General features: G+C 74.3%; 20 protein-coding genes. 11 read left to right on the forward strand and 9 right to left on the reverse strand.

What is annotated here, in order from left to right; translation table 11 throughout:
- Positions 1 to 2 precede the first annotated feature (2 nt).
- Entirely contained in the window at positions 3 to 482 is a 480-nt protein-coding gene (locus AC5WAM_RS39535; protein WP_495520613.1) for a DinB family protein, read from the reverse strand.
- On the reverse strand, positions 479 to 1,141 hold the full coding sequence (locus AC5WAM_RS39540) for a class I SAM-dependent methyltransferase (RefSeq protein WP_495520614.1): 663 nt from the start codon (positions 1,139 to 1,141) through the stop codon (positions 479 to 481). Before AC5WAM_RS39540 ends, AC5WAM_RS39535 begins: the two co-directional genes overlap by 4 nt.
- Before the next feature lie 323 nt (positions 1,142 to 1,464).
- On the opposite strand from AC5WAM_RS39540, the gene AC5WAM_RS39545 reads away from it, so the two are divergent.
- On the forward strand, positions 1,465 to 2,043 hold the full coding sequence (locus tag AC5WAM_RS39545; RefSeq protein ID WP_495520615.1) for a helix-turn-helix domain-containing protein: 579 nt from the start codon (positions 1,465 to 1,467) through the stop codon (positions 2,041 to 2,043).
- A 72-nt stretch (positions 2,044 to 2,115) separates the two neighbouring features.
- On the opposite strand, the gene AC5WAM_RS39550 is transcribed toward AC5WAM_RS39545, so the two are convergent.
- Positions 2,116 to 2,568, reverse strand: a complete 453-nt coding sequence (locus tag AC5WAM_RS39550) for a nucleoside deaminase (RefSeq protein ID WP_495520616.1) — start codon at positions 2,566 to 2,568, stop codon at positions 2,116 to 2,118.
- 191 nt (positions 2,569 to 2,759) lie between these two features.
- Here AC5WAM_RS39550 and AC5WAM_RS39555 point away from each other — a divergent pair, with 191 nt between their 5' ends.
- On the forward strand, positions 2,760 to 4,895 hold the full coding sequence (locus tag AC5WAM_RS39555) for a hypothetical protein (RefSeq protein ID WP_495520617.1): 2,136 nt from the start codon (positions 2,760 to 2,762) through the stop codon (positions 4,893 to 4,895).
- A 9-nt stretch (positions 4,896 to 4,904) separates the two neighbouring features.
- On the forward strand, positions 4,905 to 6,458 hold the full coding sequence (locus tag AC5WAM_RS39560) for a hypothetical protein (protein ID WP_495520618.1): 1,554 nt from the start codon (positions 4,905 to 4,907) through the stop codon (positions 6,456 to 6,458).
- A gap of 4 nt (positions 6,459 to 6,462) precedes the next feature.
- Here AC5WAM_RS39560 and AC5WAM_RS39565 read toward each other — a convergent pair whose 3' ends face one another.
- The 4 genes from AC5WAM_RS39565 to AC5WAM_RS39580 all read right to left on the reverse strand — a co-directional run bounded on the left by AC5WAM_RS39565 (position 6,463) and on the right by AC5WAM_RS39580 (position 14,659).
- A complete protein-coding gene (locus AC5WAM_RS39565) occupies positions 6,463 to 7,746 on the reverse strand; it encodes an MFS transporter (RefSeq protein ID WP_495520619.1) in 1,284 nt (427 codons plus the stop codon).
- Positions 7,743 to 10,355, reverse strand: coding sequence for a class III lanthionine synthetase LanKC (gene lanKC / locus AC5WAM_RS39570; RefSeq protein ID WP_495520620.1), 2,613 nt, complete (start codon positions 10,353 to 10,355; stop codon positions 7,743 to 7,745). The genes AC5WAM_RS39565 and lanKC (AC5WAM_RS39570) overlap by 4 nt, the downstream gene beginning before the upstream one ends.
- 361 nt (positions 10,356 to 10,716) lie before the next feature.
- A complete protein-coding gene (gene lanKC / locus AC5WAM_RS39575) occupies positions 10,717 to 13,305 on the reverse strand; it encodes a class III lanthionine synthetase LanKC (RefSeq protein WP_495523752.1) in 2,589 nt (862 codons plus the stop codon).
- A gap of 283 nt (positions 13,306 to 13,588) precedes the next feature.
- Positions 13,589 to 14,659: a radical SAM protein gene (locus AC5WAM_RS39580; RefSeq protein WP_495520621.1), complete on the reverse strand. Its 1,071-nt coding sequence runs from the start codon at positions 14,657 to 14,659 to the stop codon at positions 13,589 to 13,591.
- A gap of 415 nt (positions 14,660 to 15,074) precedes the next feature.
- Between AC5WAM_RS39580 and AC5WAM_RS39585 the strand changes: the two genes are divergently transcribed.
- The 4 genes from AC5WAM_RS39585 (at position 15,075) to AC5WAM_RS39600 (ending at position 20,160) form a co-directional block, all read left to right on the forward strand.
- A complete protein-coding gene (locus AC5WAM_RS39585; RefSeq protein WP_366792909.1) occupies positions 15,075 to 16,946 on the forward strand; it encodes a sensor histidine kinase in 1,872 nt (623 codons plus the stop codon).
- Complete coding sequence (locus AC5WAM_RS39590; protein WP_366792910.1) at positions 16,939 to 17,637, forward strand: LuxR C-terminal-related transcriptional regulator; 699 nt, start codon at positions 16,939 to 16,941, stop codon at positions 17,635 to 17,637. Before AC5WAM_RS39585 ends, AC5WAM_RS39590 begins: the two co-directional genes overlap by 8 nt.
- Positions 17,638 to 17,714: 77 nt before the next feature.
- A complete protein-coding gene (locus tag AC5WAM_RS39595) occupies positions 17,715 to 19,106 on the forward strand; it encodes an NADP-dependent succinic semialdehyde dehydrogenase (RefSeq protein ID WP_495520622.1) in 1,392 nt (463 codons plus the stop codon).
- A 28-nt stretch (positions 19,107 to 19,134) separates the two neighbouring features.
- Complete coding sequence (locus tag AC5WAM_RS39600) at positions 19,135 to 20,160, forward strand: PHP domain-containing protein (RefSeq protein WP_495520623.1); 1,026 nt, start codon at positions 19,135 to 19,137, stop codon at positions 20,158 to 20,160.
- Positions 20,161 to 20,187: 27 nt separating this feature from the next.
- Here the strand turns inward: AC5WAM_RS39600 and AC5WAM_RS39605 are convergent, their stop codons facing one another.
- Positions 20,188 to 20,574 (reverse strand): hypothetical protein, encoded by a 387-nt coding sequence (locus tag AC5WAM_RS39605; protein ID WP_366792913.1) that lies wholly within the window; start codon positions 20,572 to 20,574, stop codon positions 20,188 to 20,190.
- A gap of 166 nt (positions 20,575 to 20,740) precedes the next feature.
- Between AC5WAM_RS39605 and AC5WAM_RS39610 the strand changes: the two genes are divergently transcribed.
- Positions 20,741 to 21,559 carry an AraC family transcriptional regulator gene (locus AC5WAM_RS39610; protein WP_495520624.1) on the forward strand — a complete coding sequence of 273 codons (819 nt, stop codon included), beginning with the start codon at positions 20,741 to 20,743 and terminating at the stop codon, positions 21,557 to 21,559.
- Between the two features lie 117 nt (positions 21,560 to 21,676).
- Positions 21,677 to 23,131 (forward strand): L-lactate permease, encoded by a 1,455-nt coding sequence (locus AC5WAM_RS39615; protein WP_495520625.1) that lies wholly within the window; start codon positions 21,677 to 21,679, stop codon positions 23,129 to 23,131.
- A gap of 65 nt (positions 23,132 to 23,196) precedes the next feature.
- Here AC5WAM_RS39615 and AC5WAM_RS39620 read toward each other — a convergent pair whose 3' ends face one another.
- Positions 23,197 to 23,826, reverse strand: a complete 630-nt coding sequence (locus AC5WAM_RS39620; RefSeq protein ID WP_172386583.1) for a LysE family translocator — start codon at positions 23,824 to 23,826, stop codon at positions 23,197 to 23,199.
- A gap of 114 nt (positions 23,827 to 23,940) precedes the next feature.
- On the opposite strand from AC5WAM_RS39620, the gene AC5WAM_RS39625 reads away from it, so the two are divergent.
- Together AC5WAM_RS39625 and AC5WAM_RS39630 are read left to right on the forward strand one after the other, a co-directional pair.
- Positions 23,941 to 24,393, forward strand: coding sequence for an Lrp/AsnC family transcriptional regulator (locus tag AC5WAM_RS39625; RefSeq protein ID WP_366792916.1), 453 nt, complete (start codon positions 23,941 to 23,943; stop codon positions 24,391 to 24,393).
- 281 nt (positions 24,394 to 24,674) lie between these two features.
- Positions 24,675 to 24,812, forward strand: a complete 138-nt coding sequence (locus tag AC5WAM_RS39630) for a hypothetical protein (RefSeq protein WP_495520626.1) — start codon at positions 24,675 to 24,677, stop codon at positions 24,810 to 24,812.
- Positions 24,813 to 24,829: the final 17 nt, after the last annotated feature.

Raw genomic sequence — 24,829 nt, forward strand, 5'->3', positions numbered from 1 at the left:
CGTCAGCGGCCCGTGGAGCCGTCGATCTGCTCGCGGAGGATGTCGGCGTGGCCCGCGTGCCGCCCGGTCTCCTCGATCATGTGCACCAGGACCCAGCGCATCGAGGGCCCCGGCCCCCGGCGCGGCGGTCGCGGGGCGGGCAGCGTCAGATCGGGGCAGGCGTCGATGACCCGGTTCGCCCGCTCGACGGTCCTTCGGTAGTCGGCCAGCACGCTCTCGACGGTGTCCTCGGCGGACGGCCGCATGGTCGCGTGCCAGGGGCCGACCTCCTCGCCGAGGAAGTAGAACCGCTCGACGATCGCCAGATGCCTGATCAGGCCGAGGAGGTTGGTGCCCGACGGCACCCCGCCCGAGCGGACCTGTGGTTCCGGCACGCCCGTGACCTTGTCGGCGACCGCGGCGCGCAACTGGTCGAGGAAGCCGAGGAGGACGGCCTTCTCGTCGGGACCGGCCGACGGCGGGCGGGTGTCCTCGGCGCTCACGCGGCGGTCCGCCGGACGAGCAGGACGTTGTCGACGACGGTGGCGGTCTCCCCGGCGGGTCCGACGGCCCGGCGGCGCGGCATGTCGGCGCGCAGGACGGACCACTGCGCCGGATCGAGGGCGAGCGCGGCGGCCGTCTCGTCGGGCGTGGGGTAGTGCACGTCGGGGCCCTGGTTCCACGACCAGGGCGCGGCGGAGCCGTGGTCGACGACCAGGAGGAGGCCGCCGGGCCGCAGCGCCCGCGCGGCGGTGCGCAGGATGCGCTCGCGGGGCAGCTCGAACGGGGTCTGGAAGTACTGGGCGGAGACGAGGTCGAACCGGCCGCCGGGAAAGCTGTCGGCCAGGTCGTGCCGTTCGGCGGTGACCAGCTCGGCGACGCCGAGTTCGCGGGCGCGGGTCCGCACCTGTTCCACGGCGGTGGCGGAGATGTCCACGGCGGTCACGTGCCACCCCTGCCGGGCCAGCCAGAGGGTGTCGCCGCCGGGGCCGCAGGCCAGGTCCAGGGCGGCACCGGGGCGCAGCGGCGCGGCGACCTCGGCGAGCAGCGGGTTGACGCGCGCGGCCCAGGTGCTCCGGGCGCGGTGGATCCGCTCCCAGAACTGGGCGGCGTCCTCTTCCGCCGCGCTGTCGGTGGGCCGGGGGTGGTGGGTGGAGTCCATCAGGGGTGCCCTTTCGTCTGAGCTGTCCGAGCCGTCTGTGCGTCTGTGCGTCGGCGCCGTCCGAGGCGCCCGGGCGGGGCTGCCGGAGCCACCCGAGCCGTCTGCAGGCCGGAGGCGTCTGAGGCACCCGAGCCGACTGAACGGCCTGAGTCGTACGACCGGTTGACCTGCCGGAGCCGTCCGAGCAGCTGACCGGCCGGAGTCGTACGAGCCGTCCCCCGCGTCCGCGCCTCGGTGCCGTCGGTTCCCGCGCTGTGCCGCCAGCATCGCCAGGGCCTTTCCGCCCTTGCAAGAAAAGTTGCGGATCCGCATCATCGGGCAGCATGGACACCCCCACGGAAGACGTGCTGGCCGGAGTCGGGCCGCGGCTGCGCGCCCTGCGCCGGGCGCGCGGCACCACGCTCGCGGCGCTGGCGGTCGAGACCGGCCTGACGGCGAGCACCCTGTCCCGCCTGGAGAACGGCAGGCTCCGCCCCACGCTGGAGCAGCTCCTGCCCCTGGCCCGGGCGCACGGCGTCCCGCTCGACGACCTCGTCGCCGCGCCGCCCACCGGCGACCCGCGCGTGCACCTGCGGCCGGTGCGGCGATCCGGGCTCGTGCTCGTGCCCCTGACCAGACGCGCGGGCGGCATCCAGGCCTACAAGGTGATCCATCCGCCCGCGGGCCGAGCACCGGCCGTGACGTTGCAGTCCCACGAGGGGTACGAGTGGTTCTACGTCCTCAACGGGCACGTCAGGTTCGTGCTCGGCGACCACGAACACCGCTTCGGCCCGGGCGAGGCCGCCGAGTTCGACACCCGCGTACCGCACTGGATCGGCAGCGCCGACGGCAGCCCCGCCGAACTGCTCGCCCTGTTCGGCCCGCAGGGGGAACGGGCCCACGTGACACCGGCCGGGCACTGAGGGCGCGAACCGACGGGCCCGGGAGAGGCGGGGGCAGGGCTCCGCGCGCGAGCACGGGCCCCGCGTCGTGCCCTACGCCCCGATGTCCTCCCGCCACAGCTCCGGGTGGGCCTCCGCGAAGCCGGCCATCAGGGCGACGCACTCGGGGTCGTCCAGGATCACGACCTCCACCCCGTGCTCGGCCAGCCACTCGTGCCCGCCGTGGAACGTCCGCGCCTCGCCGACCACGACCCGCGAGATCCCGAACTGCCGGACCAGACCGCTGCAGTACCAGCAGGGCGAGAGCGTCGTCGCCATCGTCGTACCGCGGTACGTCCGCTGCCGCCCGGCCGACCGGAAGGCGGCGGTCTCCGCGTGCGTCGACGGATCGCCGTCCTGCACGCGGCGGTTGTGACCACGGCCGAGCAGGGTGGACCCGTCCGGCGCGTACAAGGCCGCGCCGATCGGGATCCCGCCCTCGGCCAGACCCGAGCGAGCCTCCTCCAGCGCGGTGCGCAGCATCCGCCGGTCCGATTCCCTCGCCATGGGCCTGTCCTCCTGAGCTGCGGGCGATACGGTCCGCCCAGCGTGGCACGGACCGGGAGCAAGACCGTGCCGGGCAGTTGTTGTCGCGCCGTGCAAGCTGCCCTATCGTCTCTCTCCACACAGCCACGGCCGGTCCGGCAGCGGGTGCGGGCACATCGGGGCCGACGGGGAAGAGAGCGCCGGGGGGCGGGATGGGGCGCCATCTGTACCACCTCAGTGCCGTGGTCGACGAACTCGCCCCGGCGATGGTGGGGATGCCGCCCGGCGGGGGACCCTGGACCAAGCGAAGGTTCCCGCACGGCCAGCCCGTCGTGGAGATCGTCGGCGACCGGGCGACGGGCAAGACAGCCGTACTCGACGCGCTGTACGCCGGATACCACGCCCATGTGCCCACGGCCTGCGTGGACCTCGCCGGGCCGCCCTACTCGGCAGCCGGTCAGACGGACCGCGAGCGCCTGGACTCGGCCAACGCCTCGCCGGTCACCAACCTCCTCTTCCAGGTGTGTTACGAGCTGTCCACCGCCCCCAAGGGGAACAGCCGCCCCCTGTCCTTCCCCCGGCTCTCTCCCGCGCTGCTGCTGGTGACCGCGTGGCGGCGGGAGGCCGCCACCGCGGGCCCCGTGCCACCGGCCGAGCTGACGGCCGCGGAAGCGGAACTCAGGGAGCTGCTGGCCGCGCGGCACCCGGATCCCAGGGTCCGGGACGCTCTGCTGAGACGCTGGTTCACCGCGCTGGGCAGCGTCGTGGCGGGGCTGCTTCCGGGCGTGCCGGGGCTGGAAGGCGTGCTCCAGGCCGCCTCCGAGACGCTCTTCGACCGCAAGGGTCAGGCGCCCCGCCTGGCGTGGTGGCGCTCCCAACTGGCCGAGGCCAACGGCGACGCGGTGCAGCGGCTGTTCCTGCTCGTTCAGAAGTTCCGCCGCCGGGGACCGGACCGGGCGGCGGTGGAGGCCCAGCTGCTGGACGCGCTCCTCGCGGACATCGACGGCGCCTACGGGCCCTGGGGGCGCAAGACCCGCCACCCCGCGCTCATCCTCCTCGACAACGTGGACGACGCTCTGCGCACACGCCTTCTCGACCCCTTCGTCGAACGGTACGCGCGCCTCGCCCAGCGGCGCCCGGGGCACAGCCGGGCCATGCTCCCCGTCGTCTTCGTGTCCTCCCTCGGCCGCGGCCCCGGTCCGGGCCTGACACCCACCACCGTCGAAGCGCCGTGGCACCGCCCCGAGCTCTGCCCGCCCCGCACATGGCTGCTGCGCCTCGGGATCCCCCACGTGGGCGACCCGGACATCCGCGCGATGTTCAGCGGCACCGACTATCCCGCCGCCCTTCCTGCGGTCGTCGAAAGACTCAGCGGGGGCCGCACGGGCAGTGCCCTGCTCCTGACCGCGACAGCGGTCGAGCGGATCGAGGGCCCCGACCCGCTCGACCTGGACGAACTCCTTTCGCTGCCCTCCCGGGACGCCGGGCACCCGCTCGCCGTGCGGCTGCTGGACCAACTGCTTCCGGACCCCGTCCTGCGGGACCAGGCCCTGGCGGTCGCGCCCGCGCTGGAGGTGGGCGCCGCGGCCGACCTGCTGCGGCTGCCCCAGCCCGACTTCCCCGCTCCCACGCCCGCCCTCCAGGTCAGACGGCTCCTCGACGGCGCCCTGGAGCGGCCCCACTGGAACCACCGCCCCTGGCCGTCGGCGTACGGCAGAGCCCCCTTGATCACCGACCGGGCGCTGCGCGCGATCCTGCTGCACCGCCTGCGCACCGAGAGCGGCCCGGAGCGCTGGTCGCACATCCACTCCCGCCTCGCGGGCCACTACAACCCCGGTGACGTGCTGGCCGCCGACTCGGTCCGCCACGACCCGCGGTATCTGCACCACGCCCTGGCACTGGGCCTGTTCGACTCCCTGGTCGTCCGGGCGCTGCACCACCGCTATCTGCGCAGTGCGCCCTCCGACTGGCTGCGCGACCTCAACCTCGTCGCGGCCGCACCCCAGGCGTTCGACGGCTTCGCGCCCGAGCACGCACCGGCCGACGACGAACTGCCGCCGTGCCCGGCGTGTGCCGAACAGGAGGGCGGGGCCGAGGCGCACGCCGCGATCCGGCTGCTGCTCGCGTCCGTGTGGCGGCTGTCCGCGCCGTCGTCCGCTCCTCCGTCGGGGCACGCCGATCGGCGTGCGGTGCTCGTCCGGGCCGCGCTGGAGGCGCTGTGCACGGACTACGGCCGCCGCCCGCGACCCGACCGGGCGTACAACGCGTACATCGACGCCGTCGCGGCCGACGGCTGGATCGACGCCCTGGTGAACGGCGTACAGGCCCCCGATCTCCCCGTCGTGTGAGGTGGTGTGATGGACATGCCCTTCCGCCGGTGGTGGCAGTGGCACACCGCGAAACCGCCCGTCGTGCGGTTCGTCCACTGGCTGCTGGTGGCCGCGCTCGTCGTCCCGCTGGGCGTGTGGACCGGCCTGGAGCTGAGCGACACCTCCTGCGCGGCCGGGGTCGACAAGCGGGGGGACGACGACGAGTGCACGGGCGTCACCGACGGCGCGTACGCCTTCAACGACGAGCTCCGCCCCGTCTCGGCCCGCATCAAGGCGGAGAACGACCGCGTCACCCGCGGCGACAAGCCCTACGCGACCATCGCCCTCATGATCCCGATGACTCCGGGAGCGGACCAGCGGGCCGAGCGCACCGAGGTCCTCCGGGAGGTCCAGGGCGCCTACCTCGCCCAGTACCGGGCCAACCACGAGAGCAAGGAAGAGCCGCCGATCCGCCTCGTCCTGGCCAACCCCGGCCGCGAGATGGCCCGGTGGAGAGAGGTCACCGACCAGCTCGCCGCGATGTCGGCGTCCCGCGAGCACCGGCTGCGGGCGGTCTTCGGCTTCAACGTCAGCGTCGGACGGACCGAGCGGACCATCGACCGTCTGACCAACGACAAGGGCATCGCGGTCGTCGGGGGACCGATCACCGCCGACGGCCTCGCCAACGACGCACGCCACCCCCGGCGCTACCCGGGCCTGGCCAAGGTCGTCCCTTCCAACCGGGAGCAGGCACGGGCACTCACCCACTCCCTCCACGTCAGACCGGCACAGACCTTCCTCGTCGAGGACACCTCCGAGAGCGACCTCTACGCCCGCTCGCTGCGCGCCGCCTTCCGGGCCGAGACCAAGGGCACGCCGTACGCTCCCGAGCAGTACGACGCGGACAAGGTCACGGCCAACGACTTCGTCCAGATGGTCAACAACCTCTGCGACTCCAAGGCGACCACGGTCTACTTCTCGGGCCGTCCGCGCGCGCTCAGCCTGCTGGTCGCCGCCCTGGGCAAACGCGGTTGCGCGTCGCGGCCCTTCAGGGTGGTCACCGTGTCGGGAGCCTCCACCCTCGCCCTCGACCCGACCATGGACTGGGGCGCCTTCTCCTACGGCGCCGGGCTGACCGTCGAGTACACCACGATCACCCACGAGGACGCCTGGACCGCCGGACGCCCGCCCGCGACCGGGGGTTCGGCCGACGACTTCAACGCGCTCGGCCGACTCGTCAAGAGCGCGCGACGCGACTCCTCCGTCGGCGACATCGGCCCCACCGGCCTCGCGGACGGGCGCACCATCACGGCCCACGACTCCGCCCTGACCGCGATCGCCGGCATCCGCAACCGGGTGGTCGCCAAGGACCAGGTGCCCGCGCAGGACAGCATCGCGGCGGCATGGCCACGGCTCCACGGCCGACAGCGGGTCAACGGCGCCAGCGGCTGGATCTGTCTCAACGGCCGCGGCACCCCCTACGACAAGGCCGTCGCCATCGTGCGGCTTTCGCCAAACCCCCGGCGGCACATCCAGTTCGAGAAGCTCGCCTGGCCGGAGGGGAAGCCGCCCAGTGCCCAGTGCAGGGCCGAGCCCGAGTGACCGGTCAGTCCGCGGCCGCCCCGGCCCGCGAGCGATCCGCCACGGCCTCTCCAAGGCCGGGCTGCCGGAACACCCGCCGCCCCGGCGACGCCGCCGCGAGGGCCGCGAGGACAGTGGCGAAGGCCAGGAAGACCACGGCAGCGGGGAGCCGGTCGAGGAGGGCGCCGGAGAGCGCGGCCCCCAGGGGTGGCGTGGCCATGAAGAGCAGGCCCATCGCGCCGTTCACACGGCCCTGCAACCGCTCCGGGGTGTGGAGCAGGCGCGCCAGCGTCAGCACCGAGCCCGACACGGCCACCGCGAGGGAGCACCCCGCCAGCAGGGCCGCGAGCGCCGTGGCCTCCGGCGCCAGGGCCATCGCGCCGACCAGGGCCGCACACAGCACGCCGGTGGACAGCACGATCGTCGAGGGCCCCAGGTGCCGGCCCGCCGACGGTGCCAGGACGACGCCTGCCATCGCGCCCGCCGCCGACGCCGCCGTGACCATCCCGACCGACAGGCCGGACGCCCCCTCGCGCGCGGTGGTCACCACGACCGCCAGGTACACCCCGTCGAAGGCGAAGTTCTGTGCCGACGCCACCAGGGTCAGACGGCGCAACAGCCGGTCCCGCCACAGGAAGCGGAGCCCGGTGGTGAAGGACGGCCACCAGTCCTCGCGCGGCCCGGCCGGAGCGCCGGTGCGCACGCCGAGGGCGAGCAGACAGCAGGACGAGACCGCGTAGGACGCGCTGTCGAGCCAGAAGGGGAGGCTCGCCCCCGCGCCGAAGAGGGCGCCCCCGATCACCGGCCCCAGGAGGTAAGCGGCCTGCCCGCGCACCTGGTTGACGGCGAGCGCCGTGGCCAGCCTGCCCTCCGGCACGACCTCGCGCACGAGAGGCAGGACAGCGGCGTTGAACGGCGCCGTGAGGAAGCCGAGCACCGCGCCCGCCACCAGGAGCAGCGGCAGCGACGCGAGACCGGCGAGGACCGCCGCCGCGAGGGCCGCGCTCGCCACCGCGCGGCCCGCGTCGCACACGAGGAGCACCGTGCGGCGGTCGAACCGGTCGGCCACCGGGCCCGACGGCAGACAGGCGAGGGCCAGCGAGCCCGTCCACACCGCCTCCACCAGGCCGACGCGCAGCGGCGACCCGGTGACCTGGAGGACGAGCAGCGGAAGGGCCACCGCACAGGCGCCGGAGCCGAGCATGGACAGGCCCTGCCCGGCGCACAGGAGGTGGAAGTCCCGGTTGCGGCGGAGCGAGTCCGCGGCCGGAGCCCTCCGCCGCGCGCCCGTGGTCCCCCGTGCCTTCACGCCGGTGACCCCGCGGTCCGCTGCGCCGCCGGTCTCGCGGTCCCCTGCGCCGCCGGTTTCACGGGCGTCGCCTCAAGCAGGGGCAGCGGCGCGTACGCCTGGCCAGTCAGCGCGCCGTGCACGGCGAGCAGCACCCCGGCCGTGCCGGTGGCCAGGTCCATCGAGAGCTTCAGGAGGCCGTCGAGCGCGAAGGCCCGCCGCCCCCGGAAGCGCACGCAGTGGAGGCCCAGGCTCCGCAGGTGTACCGACGCTGCGGAGCCCGGGCCGGCCAGGCGGGAGGCGGCGTGGAGCAAGCCCGCCTGACCGTCGAAGAGGCCGGGGGAGAGGAGGAGTTCCGTCCCCAGGCCGGACCGCACGCGCTCCCGTACGCGCGCGTAGTGCGGGTCGTCGTGGTGCGTGAGGTACGCGTCGAGGACCAGGGCGATCCCGGCGCTGCCCCGGTCGAGCGTCGGCAGCCACCGCCGGCCGTCCCTGACCTGGAGCAGGCCCGCGCGCGGCGCCCCGCACCGGCCGAGGTCGCGGGCCAGCGCGAGCCGGGCGAGCCGCAGCCACCGGTCGTCGCCGGTCACCTCGCGCAGCCGGGTGAACAGCAGGGCCGGGCCCGACCAGCCGTGCATGAGGCCCACGGCGTCCGCGGGGCCCGGCAGTCGGCCGCCGCCCTCGATGACGCGCGCGAGCCGCTCGCCCAGGGCCTCGGCCGCGCTCGCGTCCCCGAAGTGCAGCCGGGCCAGACCGATGCCCGCGAGCCCGCCGAACAGGCCCGCGCCGCAGCCGCCGAGGTCGACGCCGTCGAGCCGGGCGAGCGTCTCGCGCGCCGCGTCGCCGCGCCCGAGGCGGTCCAGGGCGTACGCGACCCCGGCGAGGCCGTCGTACAGGCCGGGACGCGGCCAGCGGGTCCGCCCGGCCGCCCGCACCAGCCAGTCGACGTGCTCGGCGAGAGCGGGGAGCCCGCAGCGGCCGGTGACGTGCAGCGCGTACAGGACGCCCGCCGCGCCGTGGGCGAGGGACGCGCCCTGGTTGTCGAACTGCCGCACATCGCCGGGGAAGAGCCGGTCGTCGCGCCCCGGTGTCGCGCTGAGCAGGATCGCCTCGGTCATCGAGGCGAGTGCGGCGAGGCCGTCGGCGCCGGGTCCATCGGGCCAGCGGGATCCGTCCGCCGCGTCGGCCTCCTCGGCCCGCGGCGCGTGGCCGGGCGGCGGGGACAGCCGTCGGCGCAGCCGCGCGCCGAACCCCCGCGGCACCGGGAAGCGCAGCTCGCACCAGGCGGTGAGCTGGGCGAGCTTGTCCGGGTCGAAGCGCAGCAGCGGCGTCAGCGGGCAGAACAGGGCGAGCGTCAGGGCCGCGAGTCCGTACGTGTCCACGGACCGCCCGGACCGGGCCCACCGCGCGGTGAACCCGGGCGTGCCGAGCGCGGGCGCGCCGTCGTCGCCGTCCGCGTGCGCCGTCTCGAAGTCGACGAGGCACACGCTGCCGTCCGGGCGGACCATGACGTTGCCGGGCTGGAGGTCCCCGAAGACGACGCCGCGCCCGTGCAGGTGTGCCAGGGCCCGCTCGATCCGGTCGGCGACGCCGCACGCCCAGCGGGTGTACGCGGCGAGAACCGACCCGTGCGGAGCGAGATCCGCCGCGCCGTCGCGGAACAGCGGATGGCGGCGGCCGATCGCCTCCTGGAGGGTCTCTCCCGGAATCAACTCCTGGACGAGGAAGTGGTGTTCCCAGTGACGGGTGCGGCCGTACAGGCGCGGCACGCAGTCGAGCCCGGCGAGCCGCTCCAGCATCGCCTCCTCGTTGTCCAGGCGGGCCACGGCGTCCGTCCCCCGGTCGTCGAGGCCCGCGTGGGGCCGTGCCTCGCGCAGGACCACGCGGCGGCCGGAGTCCTTCTCGACGGCCCGGTAGACCCCGCCGCCGTTCGAGAAGTGCAGCGCCTTCTCCACCCGGTAGGGGAAGCCGCCCGGCGCGGCCGTGCGGAACGCGGCGATGTGCGGGGCCAGGAACGCGGGCGGCTCCACCCACGGCGGCACCCGGAAGGACGTGCCCCGCACGTCGGGCACCAGGACGCCGCCCGGGCCCTCGACCGCCGGGACGTACTCGCCGTCCGGCGCGAAGCAGTACGCCAGGTCGAACCCGCCGTAGCGCACGTACAGCGGACCTTCGCCCCAGCGCAGGTCGCTGAGCACGTACGGCCCCTCGACGCCGTGCAGGAGCGCCGCCAGGCCGGTCAGGATCCGCTCCAGGTCCGGCTCGTCGACGGGGTAGACGGTCACGAGCTTGCCGCCCGCGGGGCGCGGCGCCTGCTTGCTGTTGACCTGGTGGTGCAGGACCGCGCTGCGCAGGAACTTGAAGGCGACGCCGTGCCTGACGCAGTAGTCCCAGGCGGTGTCGACGACGTGTGCGGCCCGGTCCTCCGTGGCCGAGACGTGGATCTTCCAGCCCTGGCGGGGCAGCGCGGCGTCACGGGGGCGCAGATTGACCCAGCCGCCGCGCTCGGCGCGCAGCCAGCCCGCGGGCGGCGGGCTCGTGGTGCGGGCGAAGCGGCTCCCGGCGTCGTCGACGCGGTCGAGCGCGTCCACGAAGCAGGGGTCCGCGACGAGATGGCCCTGAGCGAGCATGGTGTGAGGTCTCCTGGTGCCGGTCCCGGTCGGTGGTCACGGCCTCCCGGCCGTGGGTGGCCACGGCCGGGAGGCGCCACGGAAGCGGACGGTGCGTCAGACGACGCCACGCGTGCTTTCGTAGCTGTTGGCGCAGGGCCACAGGGAGGGGGTCTCCTCCTCCAGCTCCTGCAGTTCGAGGATCTCCGCCATGTGCGTCACCTCCCTTCGTGCGGTTCTCGGTGGCGGTGAAGGGGCCGGGACGGGCGCGACGGGGCGGGTCAGCCCATGCCGACGGTGCTGTGGTAGCTGTTGGCGCAGGGCCACAGAGCGGGCGCCTCCTCCTCCAGCTCCTGCAGGTCGAGGATCTCCGACATCCGAATCACCTCCCCTCGTGGGCTCGTAGGTACGACGACCGCGGATCGAGGTACGGCAGGACGGGCCCGCCACCCCCGAACGCGGAGTCCAGGGCGAGCAGGACGCCCGCGGCACCGGTGGCCAGGTCGGCGGAGAGCCGCAGCATCCGGAAGCCCGGGAACGCCAGGTGGCCGCGGTAGGAGTGCGCGTACCAGGCCATCCGGCGCACCTGGGTGTGCAGGGCCTCGCGGTCCCCGGGGCCGTCGAGCGCGGCGAGCACCGCGATCGCGCCCGCCCGGCCGCGCAGCAGCCCGGCGTTGCGCACGTACAGCGCGCCGCAGGTGTGCCGGACGGCGGCGAGCAGCCCGGCCCTGCCCTCGTCGGGCCGGTGCCGGAGCAACGCCCGCAGGGGGAAGGCGAGTCCACAGCTGCCGCCGTGCAGGTACGGCAGGTGGTGCGTGCCGTCGAAGAGGGTGAGGGAGCCGTCGGCGGCGGTGCCGCAGCGGGCGGTGTCGAAGCCGAGGGCGCGCTCGGCAAGCCCCAGATAGCGGGTGACCCCGGTCTCCTCGTACAGGTGCAGGAAGAGCAGGGCGATCCCGGCGCCGCCGTGCAGCAGGCCGTACGGCGGGGGAGTGCCGGGCCGTGGCGCGGGCGGCCCCTGCGTGACGAGTCCGGCGAGGTCGACGGCGGTGCGCAGGGCCGCGTCGTGCAGCGCGGTGTCCCCGGTGACGCGGGCGAACCGCAGCTGGTTCAGGGCGATTCCGGCGCTGCCGCCCGCCAGGTCGGGGCGAAGCACGCGGGCTTCGAGGGGACGGGCCCGGTCGAGGACGGCGAGGGCGCGTTCGCGGTGGCCGAGCAGATCGAGGGTGAGGGCCACCCCGTGCAGCCCGTCGTACAGGCCGGGGCGCGGGTCAAGGTCGCGTTCGGCGGCGTCCGCCAGCCAGGTGGCGTACTCGGCGGGGACGGCCGCGCCCACCCGGTGCAGGGCGTACAGGACCCCGGCGGCGCCGTGGCCGAACGACGGTCCGCCGAGGGCGGCGGGTCCGAAGGGGGTGCCGGGGAAGAGCCGGTCCGTGCGCTCGGGCGTGGCCATCGCGTGCAGGCCCGCCACCAGGGAGTCGCGCAGGGCGGGCCAGTCGGGGCGGTCCGCGGCGAGCCGCCCGGCGTGGTCGTCGGCCTGCGGGTCCGCCGTCCGGGACAGGCGGGACAGGAGGGTGGCGCCGAAGCCCGGCGGGACGGGGTAGTGCTGGTCGACCGCCCGGGTGAGGACGCGCAGGGTCGCCAGGTCGCGGTGCGGCACCGGAAGCAGGAGCCACAGCCGCAGCACGTCGAGCAGATGGGCGGTGGCGGCCCGGCCGCGCAGCCCCGCCGGTGCCGTGAAGCCCTCCTCGCCGGTGGCCGGTGGCCGGTCGTCCATGAGGTCCGTCGCCGTGTCCAGGCGGGTGAGCACGACCCGGTCGTCCGGGCACAGGAGCACGTGCTCCGGGCTGAGTTCGCCCAGGCGGAACCCGCGATGCCGCAGCGCGTCCAGGGCGGCGGCGACCCGCCCGACGACGCCGAGGGCCCACTCCGCGTAGCCCGCGGCCTCCTTCTCCGCGCGGTCCTCGGTGGTCAGCGGGAAGGCGGCGGCCGCCGCCTCGGCCAGGCTCCGGCCCTCGGGCAGCTCGACGGCCAGGAAGTGGTGGCCCGCCCGGACGTGGTGGCGTACGACGCGAGGCACGCAATCGAGGCCGGAGAGCCGCTCCAGGACGGCCCGTTCGTGGGTGAGGCGGGCCACGGCGTCCGTGCCGTACGCGTCGAAGCCGGTGTGGGGCCGCGCCTCGTGCAGCAGGACGGGCCTGCCCGTGGCGGTGTCCGTGGCCCGGTAGGTGCCGCCGCCGGTGGTCAGGCGCAGTGCCCGCACGTCGCGGAAGGGGAAGGGGGCGTCGGGCGGGGCGTGCAGGGCCTTGAGGTCGGCGTGCAGCACCTCGGGCAGCGTGACCCAGTCCGGGCAGCGGAAGACCGGGCGGCGGTCCTCGGGCACGAGGGTGCCGTCGGGCCGTTCCAGGGCGGGCACCATGGTGTGCTCGTCGCCCGGGGCGGCCAGGTGCCCGGCGGCGGGACATCGCTGGTCCTGTGCGGCGCCGTAGCGCACGTACAGCGGACCCGAGCGGTGGCGCAGACAGCCCGGCACGTACGGTCCCGGAAGCGGTGCGAGCAGCGCGGTGAGGTCGGCGAGCGCGGCGGTGAGCACGGCCTCGTCCGCCGGGTGGAGGACCATCAGGTCGGCGCTGGTGAGGCGGTCGGCGCGGAGGTCGCCGAGCGCCCGGGCGGCGGCCGTCCCGCGGACGAGGTCCACGGCGATGTTCTGCCGCACGCAGTACTCCACGACGGTCTCCGCCGCGGGCTCCAGCCGGGGCAGCGTCACGGAGACGTGGATCCGCCAGCCCTGACCCGGCCGTCGGGCGGTCGGTGGGCGCAGCCGCGTCCACCATCCGGAATCCGAGCGTTCCCAGCCCCGGGGCAGGGGCCGCAGGGCCGCCGTGAGCCTTTCCGGAGTGTCGGCGAGGCGCTCCGGGAATTCGAACAAGACCGGGTCCGCGCGGTAGAAGCGGTCGTAGTCCTGGATTTTCATCACGGTGCGGCCTCTCCGGTCAGAACCGGGCAGAAAGAGATTCCGGGGAATCGGCGGGAGTGACGAGGGAAACGCGTGCGAGATTCGAACGAACGCCCCTCGGGCGGAAGTCGGCACGGCGTGCAGGGCGCCGGAGGAACGGTGGACAGAAAGCGGGCGGGCGTCGGCGGAAGGAAGGCCTACGGAATGAGGCGCCACGGAAAGGGCCGGGGCGCGAGCCGCTGCGGGTGCGCGCCGCCCGGTGTCGTCAGGCGGAGGGGCGGAACCCCGGCGACCCCGGTGACTATGGCCGCGCGACGGTCGCCGTGACGAACTCCGGAGGGCGCGTCCGCACCGAGCGCCGGTCGATGCGCGCGATGTCGTCTGCGGAACCGAAGCGGCGGTCCATCCGCCGGACGGCCTGTGCCCACGTTCCCATCGAGTCCACGGTGGACAGCGTCTCCACGACGAAGGGGTCCCGCAGCCGGGCCAGGGTGCGCTCCCACAGCACCGTCGCGGGCTCCTCCAGGAGGCTGCCGACCGTCCCCTCGTACACGGGGATCCCCCGCACCATGCCGTCCGGCTCCACCTGCATGACCTTGGTGTCGATGCCCTCGGCGACCCGCTCCGGCTTCATCACCAGATTGAGGTTGTCGGTGGTGAAGACGGCCACCGACGACGGCGCCAGCTCGCGCAGGCGGGCGCGGAACGCGGTGCTCGTGAGCCGGGCGACCTGGTCGTCGTCGAGGAGTTCGTGGACGCCGAACTCGGGGCGGCTGGCGAGGCCCTCCGGCACGGCGGCGTTGAAGCCCAGCGTGGTCAGGCGCGGGAAGCGGTGGGCGATGTCGCCCGCGATGTCCTCCAGCTGGCCGAAGTTGCTGCGGATCACCACGCAGTCGACACCGAAGCACAGCCGCCCCCGGTCGGCCGTGCTCCGCTCGGCCGCCACCTCGTCGAGCAGGGTGAGGGCCGCGAGCACCCGCTCGAAGGAGCCCTCGCGCCCCCGGATGCGGTCGTGCACCTCGGACGTCGCTCCGTCCAGGCTCACGATCACCTCGTCGAAGTGGTCGGCGAGCCGCTCGGCGAGGGCCCGGTTCATCACCCATCCGCTGGTGTTGACCGACAGCTTCACCCCGGCGGCGCGCAGCCGCCGCGCGACCTCGAACACGCCCCGGACGACGAGCGGTTCGCCTCCGGACAGGGCCACGACCCGGGGGTCGAGCGACGCCAGCGCGTCGGCGACCCGCAGCATGGCCTCCGGACCGAGCTGGCGCGAAGGCCGCCTCCCCGATTCCGAATAGCAGTGCGAGCAGCGCAAGGGGCAGGCGTACGTGGTGTCCCAGACGATGACTTCCGGACCGGAACAACGACTCATGACGGCCACCCGTTCTCTCATCCCTGCGGAGTGTCCTCGCGCGGTGCCGGACCCTTGGAATCCGCCTTCACGGCCCTCGGAATCCGCCCCTGCGATTCCCTTCGAGTGTTCTCGTGCGGGCCATTGCGGGGCACCCGGGCACCCTCCAAAATCCCTGGAGGTTTTCCGCCAGGCGCGGTCGGTGGATTACTTCTCTGGACGTCCGTCGTGACGGGCCCCGATAATGTCGCCCGTGGCAGGCAGAAGCGGGGGGATGCACCTCGTCGCCGCGTGCGGCGGAGCGTGCTTGCTCTGGGCAACGCTTATCGGGACAACGCAGCTGGACAACCGCTACGTTCTGCCTTGGATCCTGGGGTCCGTACTCCCGTGCTATTTCGCCGGTCTCTTCACCTGGTGGCACGCCCCGTCCAGCCCCGTGGCCCGGCGCCTGCTGCTGCTCGGCAGCTGGCTGTGCGTCTCCGTGGCCGTCCGCCACACCACCACGCTGGTGAGCCTCGAACTCGGCTGGTACCTGCGCCCCGAGGCGGCCGGCGTGCTGCTGCCGCTCGACCTCGCCCTGCAGGCCGCCAGCCAGCTCTGCCACCTGGTGGTGAGCATCCTCGTCGTCCGCCTGCTGGCCCTGCTGCCCGACGGCGGCTACCGCTTCGGCTACGAACGCCGCGTCCTGAACAGCCTCTGGGGCCTGCTCGCGCTGCCGGTCCTGCTGCCCCTCACCGGCCTGTCGGACCACACCGTCTACTACATCGTCTTCTACCACCCCGAGGCTTTCCTGCCCGGCGTCGGCGCCACCCTGCTCGTGCTGCGCTGTCTGCGCGCCCGGGCCGCGGGCCTGCGCGAGGTGGCCGCGCTGCTGCCGTTCGCCGCCGTGGCCGCCGTCCTCTTCCTGGGCCGCGGCTCGTCCCGGCTCTTCCGCGCCTGGCAGGGCGAACAGGGCGCCCTCTACCTCATCGGCTCCCTCCTCGGCGCCCTGCCCTACGTGTCGATCTCCGTGACCCTCCTCTACGCCGCCTTCCGCCACCGGCTGCTCGGAGTCGACATCGCGCTGCGCCGCTCCGCCGTCTACGGGTCCCTGTGGCTCATCATCAACAGCTGGTACGTCGGCATGGCCCTGACCCTCGGGCTCACCGCGGGCCTGGTCTTCCCGCTCGGCCTGTCCCTGCTGGTCGCCGTCGTCGTCACCGCCCTCTTCCAGCCGCTGCGCGCCCAGCTCAACGCCGTGCTGGAGCGCCGCGTCTTCGGCAAGCGCCTCAGCAGGTTCGAGCTCCTCGTCCAGTTCGGCACCACCCTGGAGCACGCCTACGACCTCGACCGGCTCGCCCCGCAGCTCGCCACCGGGCTGCGCGAAGGCCTCGGCCTGCGCTGGGTCCGGGTCCGGCTCGGCGGGCCCGGACCGCCCCTGGCAACCGCCGAAGCGGGCGAACCGCCGCCCGGCGAGCGGCCCCTGGTCAGCTTTCCGCTCCTGTACGGGGACGACGTCCTCGGCGCCATCGAGTACGGCCCCAAGGCCGAGGGCCCCTGCGCCCCCGAGGACCACGACATCGGCCAGACCCTCGCCCGGTCCGCCGCCCTCGCCGTGCACAACGTCCGCCTCGCAGCCGAGCTCTCCGCGCACGCCCGGGAGACCCAGCGCCAGGCCACCGAACTCGCCGCGTCCCGCGCCCGCATCGTGCACGCCCAGGACACCGAGCGCCGCCGCATCGAGCGCCGCCTGCACGACGGCATCCAGCAGGAACTCGTCGTGCTCGTCGCCAAACTCGCCCTCGCCCGCAACCGCCTGCACCGCGGCGGCGACATCGACGCCGCCCTCACCGAGATGCAGGACGACGCCTACCGCGTGATCGACGACCTGCGGGAGCTCGCCCACGGCATCCACCCGCCCGTCCTCACCGACCAGGGCCTGGTCGCCGCCGTGACCTCCTGCGCCCGCCGCATGCCCATCCCCGTCACCGTCCACAGCGAGGAGCCGCTGACCGGCGTGCGCTTCGCCCTCGACATCGAGGAGTCCGCCTTCTACCTCGTATCCGAAGCACTGACCAACGTCCTCAAGCACGCGGGCGCCGGACACGTGACCGTCCGCCTCACCCGCGCCGACGGCCGCCTCCAGGTCGAGGTCGCCGACGACGGCACCGGGTTCCCCACCGACACCACCCGCGGCTCCGGCCTCACCGGCATGCGCGACCGCACCGAGGCCGTGGGCGGCGAGCTCACCGTCACCAGCGGCGTCGGCACCGGCACCGTCATCCGCGCCCGACTCCCCGAACGCGAACGGGAGGAGGCCCGTGCCTGAGCCCTCGGACACCGCCCCGCTGCGCGTCGTCATCGCCGAGGACCACTACCTGGTGCGCGAGGGCACCCGGCGACTCCTGGAGGACACCGGCGAGGTGGACGTCCTCGCCGCCGTCGGGACCGCCACCGAGCTCCTCGACGCGGTCGCGCGGCTGCTCCCGGACGTCGTCATCGCCGACATCCGCATGCCGCCCGGCCACCACACCGAGGGCATCACCGCCGCCCACGCCATCCGCGCCGCCCACCCCGGCATCGGCGTCGTCGTGTTGTCCCAGCACGCCAACGAGAACTACGCCTTCGACCTCTTCCGGCGCGGCACCGACGGCCTGGCCTACCTCCTCAAGGAGCGCATCGGCGAGGTCGACGAGCTGCTGCGCGCCCTGCGGGAGGTGACCGCCGGGCGCTCCGTCGTCGACCCCCGCATCGTGGAGGTCCTCATAGGGAGCCACGCGCGGGCCGCCGACGCCCCCCTGTCGCACCTCACCCGCAGGGAGCTCGACGTCCTGCGACAGATGGCGGAGGGCAAGACCAACCGGGCGATCGCCGACTCCCTGACGCTCTCCGAGTCGACCATCGAGAAGCACGTGAACTCCACCTTCGCCAAGCTCGGCCTCGCGGAAGTACCACAGCTGCACCGCCGGGTCAGCGCCGTCCTCGCGTATCTGCGCCACACCCCGGCGGGCCCCGGCTGACCGGCCCGGCACTCCCGCGTTGCGCCCCGGCGGGCGACGCGGGAAGGTCGAGGAAGGCGGACGAGGAGGCCACAGACATGCCCATCGCAACGGTCAACCCGGCGACCGGCTGGACCGAGCTGACCTTCGAGCCCCTGAGCGGCGAGGAGATCGAGGCGCGGCTGAGCCGTGCCTCGGAGGCCTTCGAGCGCTACCGCACCACCGGCTTCGCCGAGCGCGCGGGACTGCTGCACCGCGCCGCCGACCTGCTCGACGCGGACACCCCTGACATCGCGCTCACCCTCACCTCCGAGATGGGCAAGCCCGTGAAGGCGGCCCGCGCGGAGGCCGCCAAATGCGCCAGGACCATGCGCTGGTACGCCGACCGCGCCGAGGCCCTGCTCGCCGACGAGCGGCCCGACGACGGCGACGTGCGCGACTCCGGCGCGTCCCGGGCCTTCGTCCGCTATCGCCCCTTGGGCGTGGTCCTCGCCGTGATGCCGTGGAACTTCCCGCTGTGGCAGGTGGTGCGGTTCGCCGCGCCCGCCCTCATGGCGGGCAACGTGGGGCTGCTCAAACACGCGTCGAACGTGCCGCAGACCGCCCTCTACCTGGAGGACCTCTTCCTCCGCGCGGGCTTCGACGCGGGTTGCTTCCAGACGCTCCTCGTCGGCTCCGACGCCATCGAGGGCATCCTGCGCGACCCGAGGGTGGCCGCCGCCACCCTCACCGGCAGCGAGGGAGCGGGCCGCTCCGTCGCCGCGATCGCCGGCGACGAGATCAAGAAGACGGTCCTCGAACTGGGCGGCAGCGACCCCTACGTCGTCCTGCCGTCGGCCGACGTCGAAGCGGCCGCCACCACCGCCGTCACCGCGCGGACGCAGAACGCGGGCCAGTCCTGCATCGCCGCCAAACGCTTCATCGTGCACACGGACGTGTACGACGCCTTCCTCGAGCGCTTCACCGCGGGCATGCGGGAGCTGACCGTCGGCGACCCCACGGACGAGAGCACCGACGTGGGCCCCCTCGCCAGCGAGCAGGGCCGCGACGACCTGGAGGAACTCGTCGACGACGCCGTGCGCCGGGGCGCCACCGCCGTCTGCGGCGGCGGGCGGCCCAAGGGCCTCGACCGGGGCTTCTACTACGAGCCGACCGTCCTGGTCGGCATCACCCCCGAGATGCGCGTCCACCGCGAGGAGACCTTCGGCCCGGTGGCCACGGTCTACCGGGTCGCGGACCTGGAGGAGGCCATCGCCGTGGCCAACGACACCTCGTTCGGCCTGAGCTCCAACGCCTGGACCACCGACCCGGCCGAACAGGAGCGCCTCGTACGCGACCTGCGGGCGGGCGGGGTCTACTTCAACGGCATGACCGCCTCGCACCCGGCCTTCCCCTTCGGCGGGGTCAAGCGCTCCGGATACGGCCGTGAGCTGTCGGGCCACGGCATCAAGGAGTTCTGCAACGCCACCACCGTGTGGCACGGGGCATGAGCGCCCCGAAGACCGGCAGGGGGCGGCCATGGAGCCCGTCGAGGCACTGAACCGCATCGCCTTCCTGCTCGAACGCGTCCACGCGCCCACCTACCGGGTCCGCGCCTTCCGCACCGCCGCGGCCGCCGTCGCCGCCCTGACGGCCCAGGAGCTCGACGAGCGGGTCCGCACGCACACCCTGGAAGCCCTCAAGGGCATCGGGCCCAAGACGGGCGCGGTGGTGCGCGAGGCGCTCGACGGCCAGGTGCCCGGCTACCTCGCCCGTCTGGAGGAGGAGGCCGAGCAGCCCCTGGTGACCGGCGGCGCCGAGCTGCGGTCCCTGCTGCGCGGCGACTGCCATCTGCACTCCGACTGGTCCGACGGCGGCAGCCCCATCGAGGAGATGGGCCGGGCCGCCGCCGCGCTCGGCCACGAGTGGGCCGTCCTCACCGACCACTCGCCCCGCCTGACCATCGCCCGCGGCCTGTCGCCCGAGCGGCTGCGCGAACAGCTGCGGGTGGTGGCCGCGCTCAACGAGACATGGGCCCCGTTCCGCCTGCTCACCGGCATCGAGTGCGACATCCTGGAGGACGGCGGCCTCGACCAGGAGCCCGAACTCCTCGCCCGCCTCGACGTCGTGGTCGTCTCCGTCCACTCCAAGCTGCGCATGGACGCGGCGGCGATGACCCGCCGCATGGTCAAGGCCGTGCGCAATCCGCACGCGGACGTCCTCGGCCACTGCACCGGCCGCCTCGTCACCGGCCGCGGCCGCCCGGAGTCCGCCTTCGACGCCGACGCGGTCTTCGCCGCCTGCGCCGAGTCCGGCACGGCCGTGGAGATCAACAGCAGGCCCGAGCGGAAGGACCCGCCCCGGAGGCTGCTGCGCCGCGCGGTCGACGCCGGGGTCCTGTTCGCCATCGACACCGACGCGCACGCGCCCGGCCAGCTCGACTGGCAGATCATCGGCTGCGCCCGCGCCGAGGAGTGCGGGGTACCGGCCGAACGCGTCGTCACCACCTGGAACGCCGAGGACCTGCTCGCGTGGACGAGCAGGTCCGGGCGGGGCCCGGCCTGAGCCGGGGTCTTCCGGGGCGCGGCGCGGTCAGTTCGTGAGGGTCACACAGGGCAGGCCGACGCTCTCGCCGCCGCGGAAGCCCTCCGCGCACAGCCGCGTGCCCGCGGGGAAGTGCCGCTGGGGGTAGGCCTGGTCCCGGTAGGTGCGGAACGCCGCGACGTCCTCCACCTTGGTGTGGGCGCTCCAGCCGTTGGTGGTCCACACGCGCGCGCTGATGCGGTGCGGCTGGTTGGTGTTGGTGACCGACACCTCGACGCGGCCCAGATAGGTCCCGGTGTCGTACGTCTCGATGCAGACCGAGTGGTTGCACCACTTGCCGTCGGCCACCGCCGAGGGGCCGGTGGCGACGACGCAGCCGAGGGCGGCGGCCAGCGCCCCGATCCCCGCGGCGATCTTCCTGGTGATGTCCGGCATGGTGAGCCACCCTCATGTGTCACGACGCCCGTGACCAGCCGCCACGGACTCCCGGGCGGACCAACGCGGCGCAAGATCATTGGTTACGGGATCCGCGCGAACCACCCCGGCGTCGACTGTGACCAGGGCCCTAGGCCGACGCGCGGCCGTCTGCGAGCATGCGCCGATGACCGAGGAAGGCGAACACGCACGGCTCTGGGCCGCGCCCGGCAGCGCGCAAGTGGAGCTGCTGTCGGCGCGGTTCGAGCGCTTCGCCTTCGACCGGCACAGCCACGAGGAGCTGTCCGTCGGCGTCATCGAGGAAGGCGCCGAGGGGCTGCACCTGGCCGGGGGCAAGGTCGTGGTCCCCGCGGGGCAGCTGGTGATCCTCAACCCCGGGCAGGTGCACACCGGTTTCGCCGCCGAGGAGTCCGGCTGGCGGTACCGCATGTTCTACTTCGACACCGCCATGGTCGACGAACTGGCCGAGGAACACCTGGGCGCGCGGGACGTCTGGTTCGCGCGGACGGCCGTGCCCGACCCCGAGCTGTTCGCCGCACTGCGCCGCGTGCACCGCGAACAGGAGCACGCCCACGACCCCCTCACCGCCGAGTCACTGCTGCTCGGCGCGCTGACCACGGTGCTGCGCCGGCACGCGAGCACCGGCCGGGCGACGGCCGCCGGGCCCCGGCGGGATCAGCGCCGGGGCCCGGACCTGGCGCGGCAGCTGCTCCACGACCGCTGGGCCGAGCCCGTCACGGTCGCGGAGCTGAGCGCTGCCGCGGACATGCCGCGCGCCTCCCTCATCGCCGCCTTCCGGCAGGCGTACGGGCTGCCCCCGCACGCCTACCTGCTGCGTCTGCGCGCCAACCGCGCCCGCCGCCTCCTCCTGACCGGGCAGCGCCCCGCCGAGGTGGCCGCCGTCACCGGCTTTGCCGACCAGGCCCATCTGACCCGCGTCTGCAAGCGCTACTTCGGTGTCACGCCGGGGGCCATCCGGCCGTGACGGTCAGCCGGGTCGACACCGGCACGACTTTCGTTCAAGACCCCTGTCGCGCATCGCGCCAGGCTGGCCCCGTCGGCAAGGAGAGACGGAAGGCGGCTGAACGAAATGGTGTGGGCGATGGCGGTGTCCCCGCTGGTCGTGGTCCTGGGGATGATCACGGGACTGCGCCGGGCGGCGCACTGGGCGGCGGTCGTGGGGGCGGTCCTCGCGGCCCTGCTGATCTGGTGGCTGCCGGACTTCACCCTGGCGGGCGACGCGGCCGCAGGGACGGCGGGAGGCGCGGGGCTGCTGGTGCTCAACGCCGCGGCCGTGATGCTCCCGGGCGTCTATCTGAGCCAGGTGCTCACCCGCCGCGCGGTGCACGAGGCGTTGCAGGAGTGGGTGCGCGGCCTTCCGCTGCCGGGGCCCGCGACGATCGCCCTCGTGGTGGCGGGCATCGCGCCCACGGTGGAGGCCCTCACCGGCTTCGGCGTCTCGCTGCTCGTCACCGTGCCGGTGCTGCTCGCCCTCGCGCCGCCCGCGACCGCGCTGCGGCAGGCCATGCTCGGCATGAACATCATGCCGTGGGGCACCCTCGGCCTCGCCACCGTCATCGGCGCCGCCCTCATCGGCACCGGCACGGCCGACCTCGGCACCGCCACGGCGGTCACGAGCGCCCTGGTCTTCCCCCTGGTGACCGCGTGGGCCGCGCTGCTCGCACGGCCGCGGCGACGGTTCCGTACCGCCGTGGTGGCCGCCGGCGCCGGCGGGGTGCTCGCGCTCGGGCTGCTCGCCCTGAACCGCCTCGGCGCGGTCCAGCCCGCGGGCGTCCTGGCCGGGCTCGTGACGACCGCCGCCGGGCTCGCGCTGTGCGCCGCCCGCCGCGGGCGGACCGGCTCCGGCGCCGCCGGGCGGCTGCTGCCGCCGCGCACGGTCCTGTCCGCGTACGGCCTGGTCCTCGGCGGCATCGCCCTGACGCGCGTCGCCAAGGCCCTGGGCGCGCCTCCCCTCGCCCTGCACGCGGGCGACGTGAGCTTCGCGCTGCTGAGCTCGCCGGGCCTGTCGCTGCTCGCCGCGGCCCTGATCCTGGACCGGGGCCGTCCGCACCGCCGGGACGCGCGCACCGCGCTGACCCGCGTCGGCAGGCCGCTGCTCGCCCTGACCGGGTTCGTCGCCCTGGGGCGGCTGATGGCGGACAGCGGCATGATCGGCGAGCTGGGCGCCGCGGTCGCCGGGGCGCCCCCGCTGGTCATCGCCCTGGCAGCGCCCGCGCTCGGCATGCTCAGCGGCTTCCTGACCGGCTCGAACGTCGGCGGCAACGCGCTGATGATGCCGCTTCAGGAGCGCCTCGCCCCGGACGGCGCGGGCCTCGACACCTGGTTCGCCGCCCTGCAGAACAGCGCGGCGGGGCACACCGTCTTCACCTCGCTTCCCATGATCATGCTGATCCTGGCGGTGGCGGGTGACCGGGCCAAGTCCGCGGGCGTCACCGAACGCGGCCTGCTGCGCTTCGGCCTGCGGGTGGCCGCCGCGGTGTACGCCGCCCTGGCCGTGACGGCGGTCGCCGTGGTGGTCGTCGGCGGGGCCGCCTGACCGGCCACGGGACCGTCGAGCCGGGGCCGGTCGCGCGCGGGCGCGCCTCGCCCCGGCTCAGGACGTCACCCGACGAACTGCCCCCCGAGGCGCTCCACCAGGAGGAACCCGCCGATGCCGATCATCATCGCGCCGCTGACCCGGGTGACCACCCGGGCCGCCGCGGGCCGGGCCTTGAGCACGGCCCCCGCCAGGACGCCGACCCCGAGGTAGACCACCGCGCAACTGGCCATGTGCAGCGTGCCGAGCAGCCCGCTCTGGACCGCGACGGGCCAGCCCGCCCCCGGGTGGATGAACTGCGGGAACAGCGAGAAGTACAGCAGCAGCGCCTTGGGGTTGAGGCCGCTGGTGCCGACCCCCTTCCACGCGATCTGCCAGCGGGACTCCGCCAGGGCCTCGGTGGCCGCCTGCGGGCTCGCCGGGCGGGCCAGGACGCCCCAGCCGAGCCAGATCAGATACGCGGCGCCGAGGACGGTCAGCGCCGTGAGCAACGCCCCGGAGCTGGCGACGATCACGACGAGGCCCGCCACCGCGAGCAGTGTGTACCCGGCGTACCCGGCCACGAGACCGGCCACCGCCGGGACCACCGACCGCTCGCGCAGCCCCGCCGAGATCGCGTACGCCCAGTCCGCGCCGGGTGTGCAGACCAGCAGCAGGTCGACCGCCAGGAACGCCGCCAACGTGCCCGTTTCCATGAAGAATCGTTTCCTCTCCCCTGTGTCGTACGAGAGGGAAGGCTAGGAGCTTTTCGGCCAAAGGTGTTTCCGTAATTGCTCCGGCACCCGGCATGGCGGGGGAGAATCTTGCGCATGGATGCCCTGGACCGGAAGATTCTTACCGAGCTGCAGCAGGACGGCAGGCTGACGGTGACGGAGCTGGCCGCTCGCGTGCGGCTGAGCGTCTCGCCCTGCCACCGGCGCGTGCGTGACCTGGAGAAGTCCGGAGCGATCCGCGGCTATCGCGCCGTGGTCGACCCGCCCGCGCTCGGCCTGAACTTCGAGGCCCTCGTGTTCGTCACCCTGCGCTGGGAGGACAGCGACACGGTCACCGCGTTCGAGGAGGGCGTGGCCGACGTTCCCCATGTCATCCAGGCCCAGCGCCTGTTCGGGGAGCCCGACTATCTGCTGCGCGTCGCCACCGCCGATCTGGCCGCCTACCAACAGCTGTACGACCAGCGGCTCGCCACCTTGCCGGGCGTCCAGCGCCTGACCTCCACCCTCGTCATGAAGCACGTGGTCGACGACCGCCCGCTGCCGCAGTAGGACTGCCCCGTCATCGGTATTGCCCCGCGCGGCCGGTGCAGAAGGAGGGTCGTGGAGGGACTTCTCCCCATGCGATGGACATGACCACCCCGACTCAGGGGGCGGTCAGGGGAATGTGCAAGGGCTTGCCCGGCCACGTCATCTGCCGTCGGTCAGCGGGCGGCAGCCCTCGCCCTCACCGCGCCCGAAGCCACCGTGGGACTGCACAGCCCCCACACCGACCAGGCCACCCTGCACCGCGCCGAGGTCCACCAGGCCACCGGAGTCATCGCCGCCCGCCAGTGCCTGCCCCTACGGACGCCCTGCTGCGGCTGCGCGCCTACGCCTTCAGCCACGAGCGCGACCTGCTCGACGTCGCACGGGCCGTCCTCGACGGCACCCTGCGCCACCTCGACAACGGCACCCCCGCCCAGGAGTGACCCCGCTGAGCGGGTGA

It is taken from the genome of Streptomyces sp. JLYT201 (assembly GCF_059448825.1).

What these genes read in the sequence shown, in the direction of transcription:
- AC5WAM_RS39540 (WP_495520614.1), bottom strand. Translation starts at nt 1,141, where the DNA reads ATGGACTCCACCCACCACCCCCGGCCCACCGACAGCGCGGCGGAAGAG.
- AC5WAM_RS39545 (WP_495520615.1), top strand. Translation starts at nt 1,465, where the DNA reads ATGGACACCCCCACGGAAGACGTGCTGGCCGGAGTCGGGCCGCGGCTG.
- AC5WAM_RS39550 (WP_495520616.1), bottom strand. Translation starts at nt 2,568, where the DNA reads ATGGCGAGGGAATCGGACCGGCGGATGCTGCGCACCGCGCTGGAGGAG.
- AC5WAM_RS39555 (WP_495520617.1), top strand. Translation starts at nt 2,760, where the DNA reads ATGGGGCGCCATCTGTACCACCTCAGTGCCGTGGTCGACGAACTCGCC.
- AC5WAM_RS39560 (WP_495520618.1), top strand. Translation starts at nt 4,905, where the DNA reads ATGGACATGCCCTTCCGCCGGTGGTGGCAGTGGCACACCGCGAAACCG.
- lanKC (WP_495520620.1), bottom strand. Translation starts at nt 10,355, where the DNA reads ATGCTCGCTCAGGGCCATCTCGTCGCGGACCCCTGCTTCGTGGACGCG.
- lanKC (WP_495523752.1), bottom strand. Translation starts at nt 13,305, where the DNA reads ATGAAAATCCAGGACTACGACCGCTTCTACCGCGCGGACCCGGTCTTG.
- AC5WAM_RS39580 (WP_495520621.1), bottom strand. Translation starts at nt 14,659, where the DNA reads ATGAGTCGTTGTTCCGGTCCGGAAGTCATCGTCTGGGACACCACGTAC.
- AC5WAM_RS39595 (WP_495520622.1), top strand. Translation starts at nt 17,715, where the DNA reads ATGCCCATCGCAACGGTCAACCCGGCGACCGGCTGGACCGAGCTGACC.
- AC5WAM_RS39600 (WP_495520623.1), top strand. Translation starts at nt 19,135, where the DNA reads ATGGAGCCCGTCGAGGCACTGAACCGCATCGCCTTCCTGCTCGAACGC.
- AC5WAM_RS39605 (WP_366792913.1), bottom strand. Translation starts at nt 20,574, where the DNA reads ATGCCGGACATCACCAGGAAGATCGCCGCGGGGATCGGGGCGCTGGCC.
- AC5WAM_RS39610 (WP_495520624.1), top strand. Translation starts at nt 20,741, where the DNA reads ATGACCGAGGAAGGCGAACACGCACGGCTCTGGGCCGCGCCCGGCAGC.
- AC5WAM_RS39615 (WP_495520625.1), top strand. Translation starts at nt 21,677, where the DNA reads ATGGCGGTGTCCCCGCTGGTCGTGGTCCTGGGGATGATCACGGGACTG.
- AC5WAM_RS39620 (WP_172386583.1), bottom strand. Translation starts at nt 23,826, where the DNA reads ATGGAAACGGGCACGTTGGCGGCGTTCCTGGCGGTCGACCTGCTGCTG.
- AC5WAM_RS39625 (WP_366792916.1), top strand. Translation starts at nt 23,941, where the DNA reads ATGGATGCCCTGGACCGGAAGATTCTTACCGAGCTGCAGCAGGACGGC.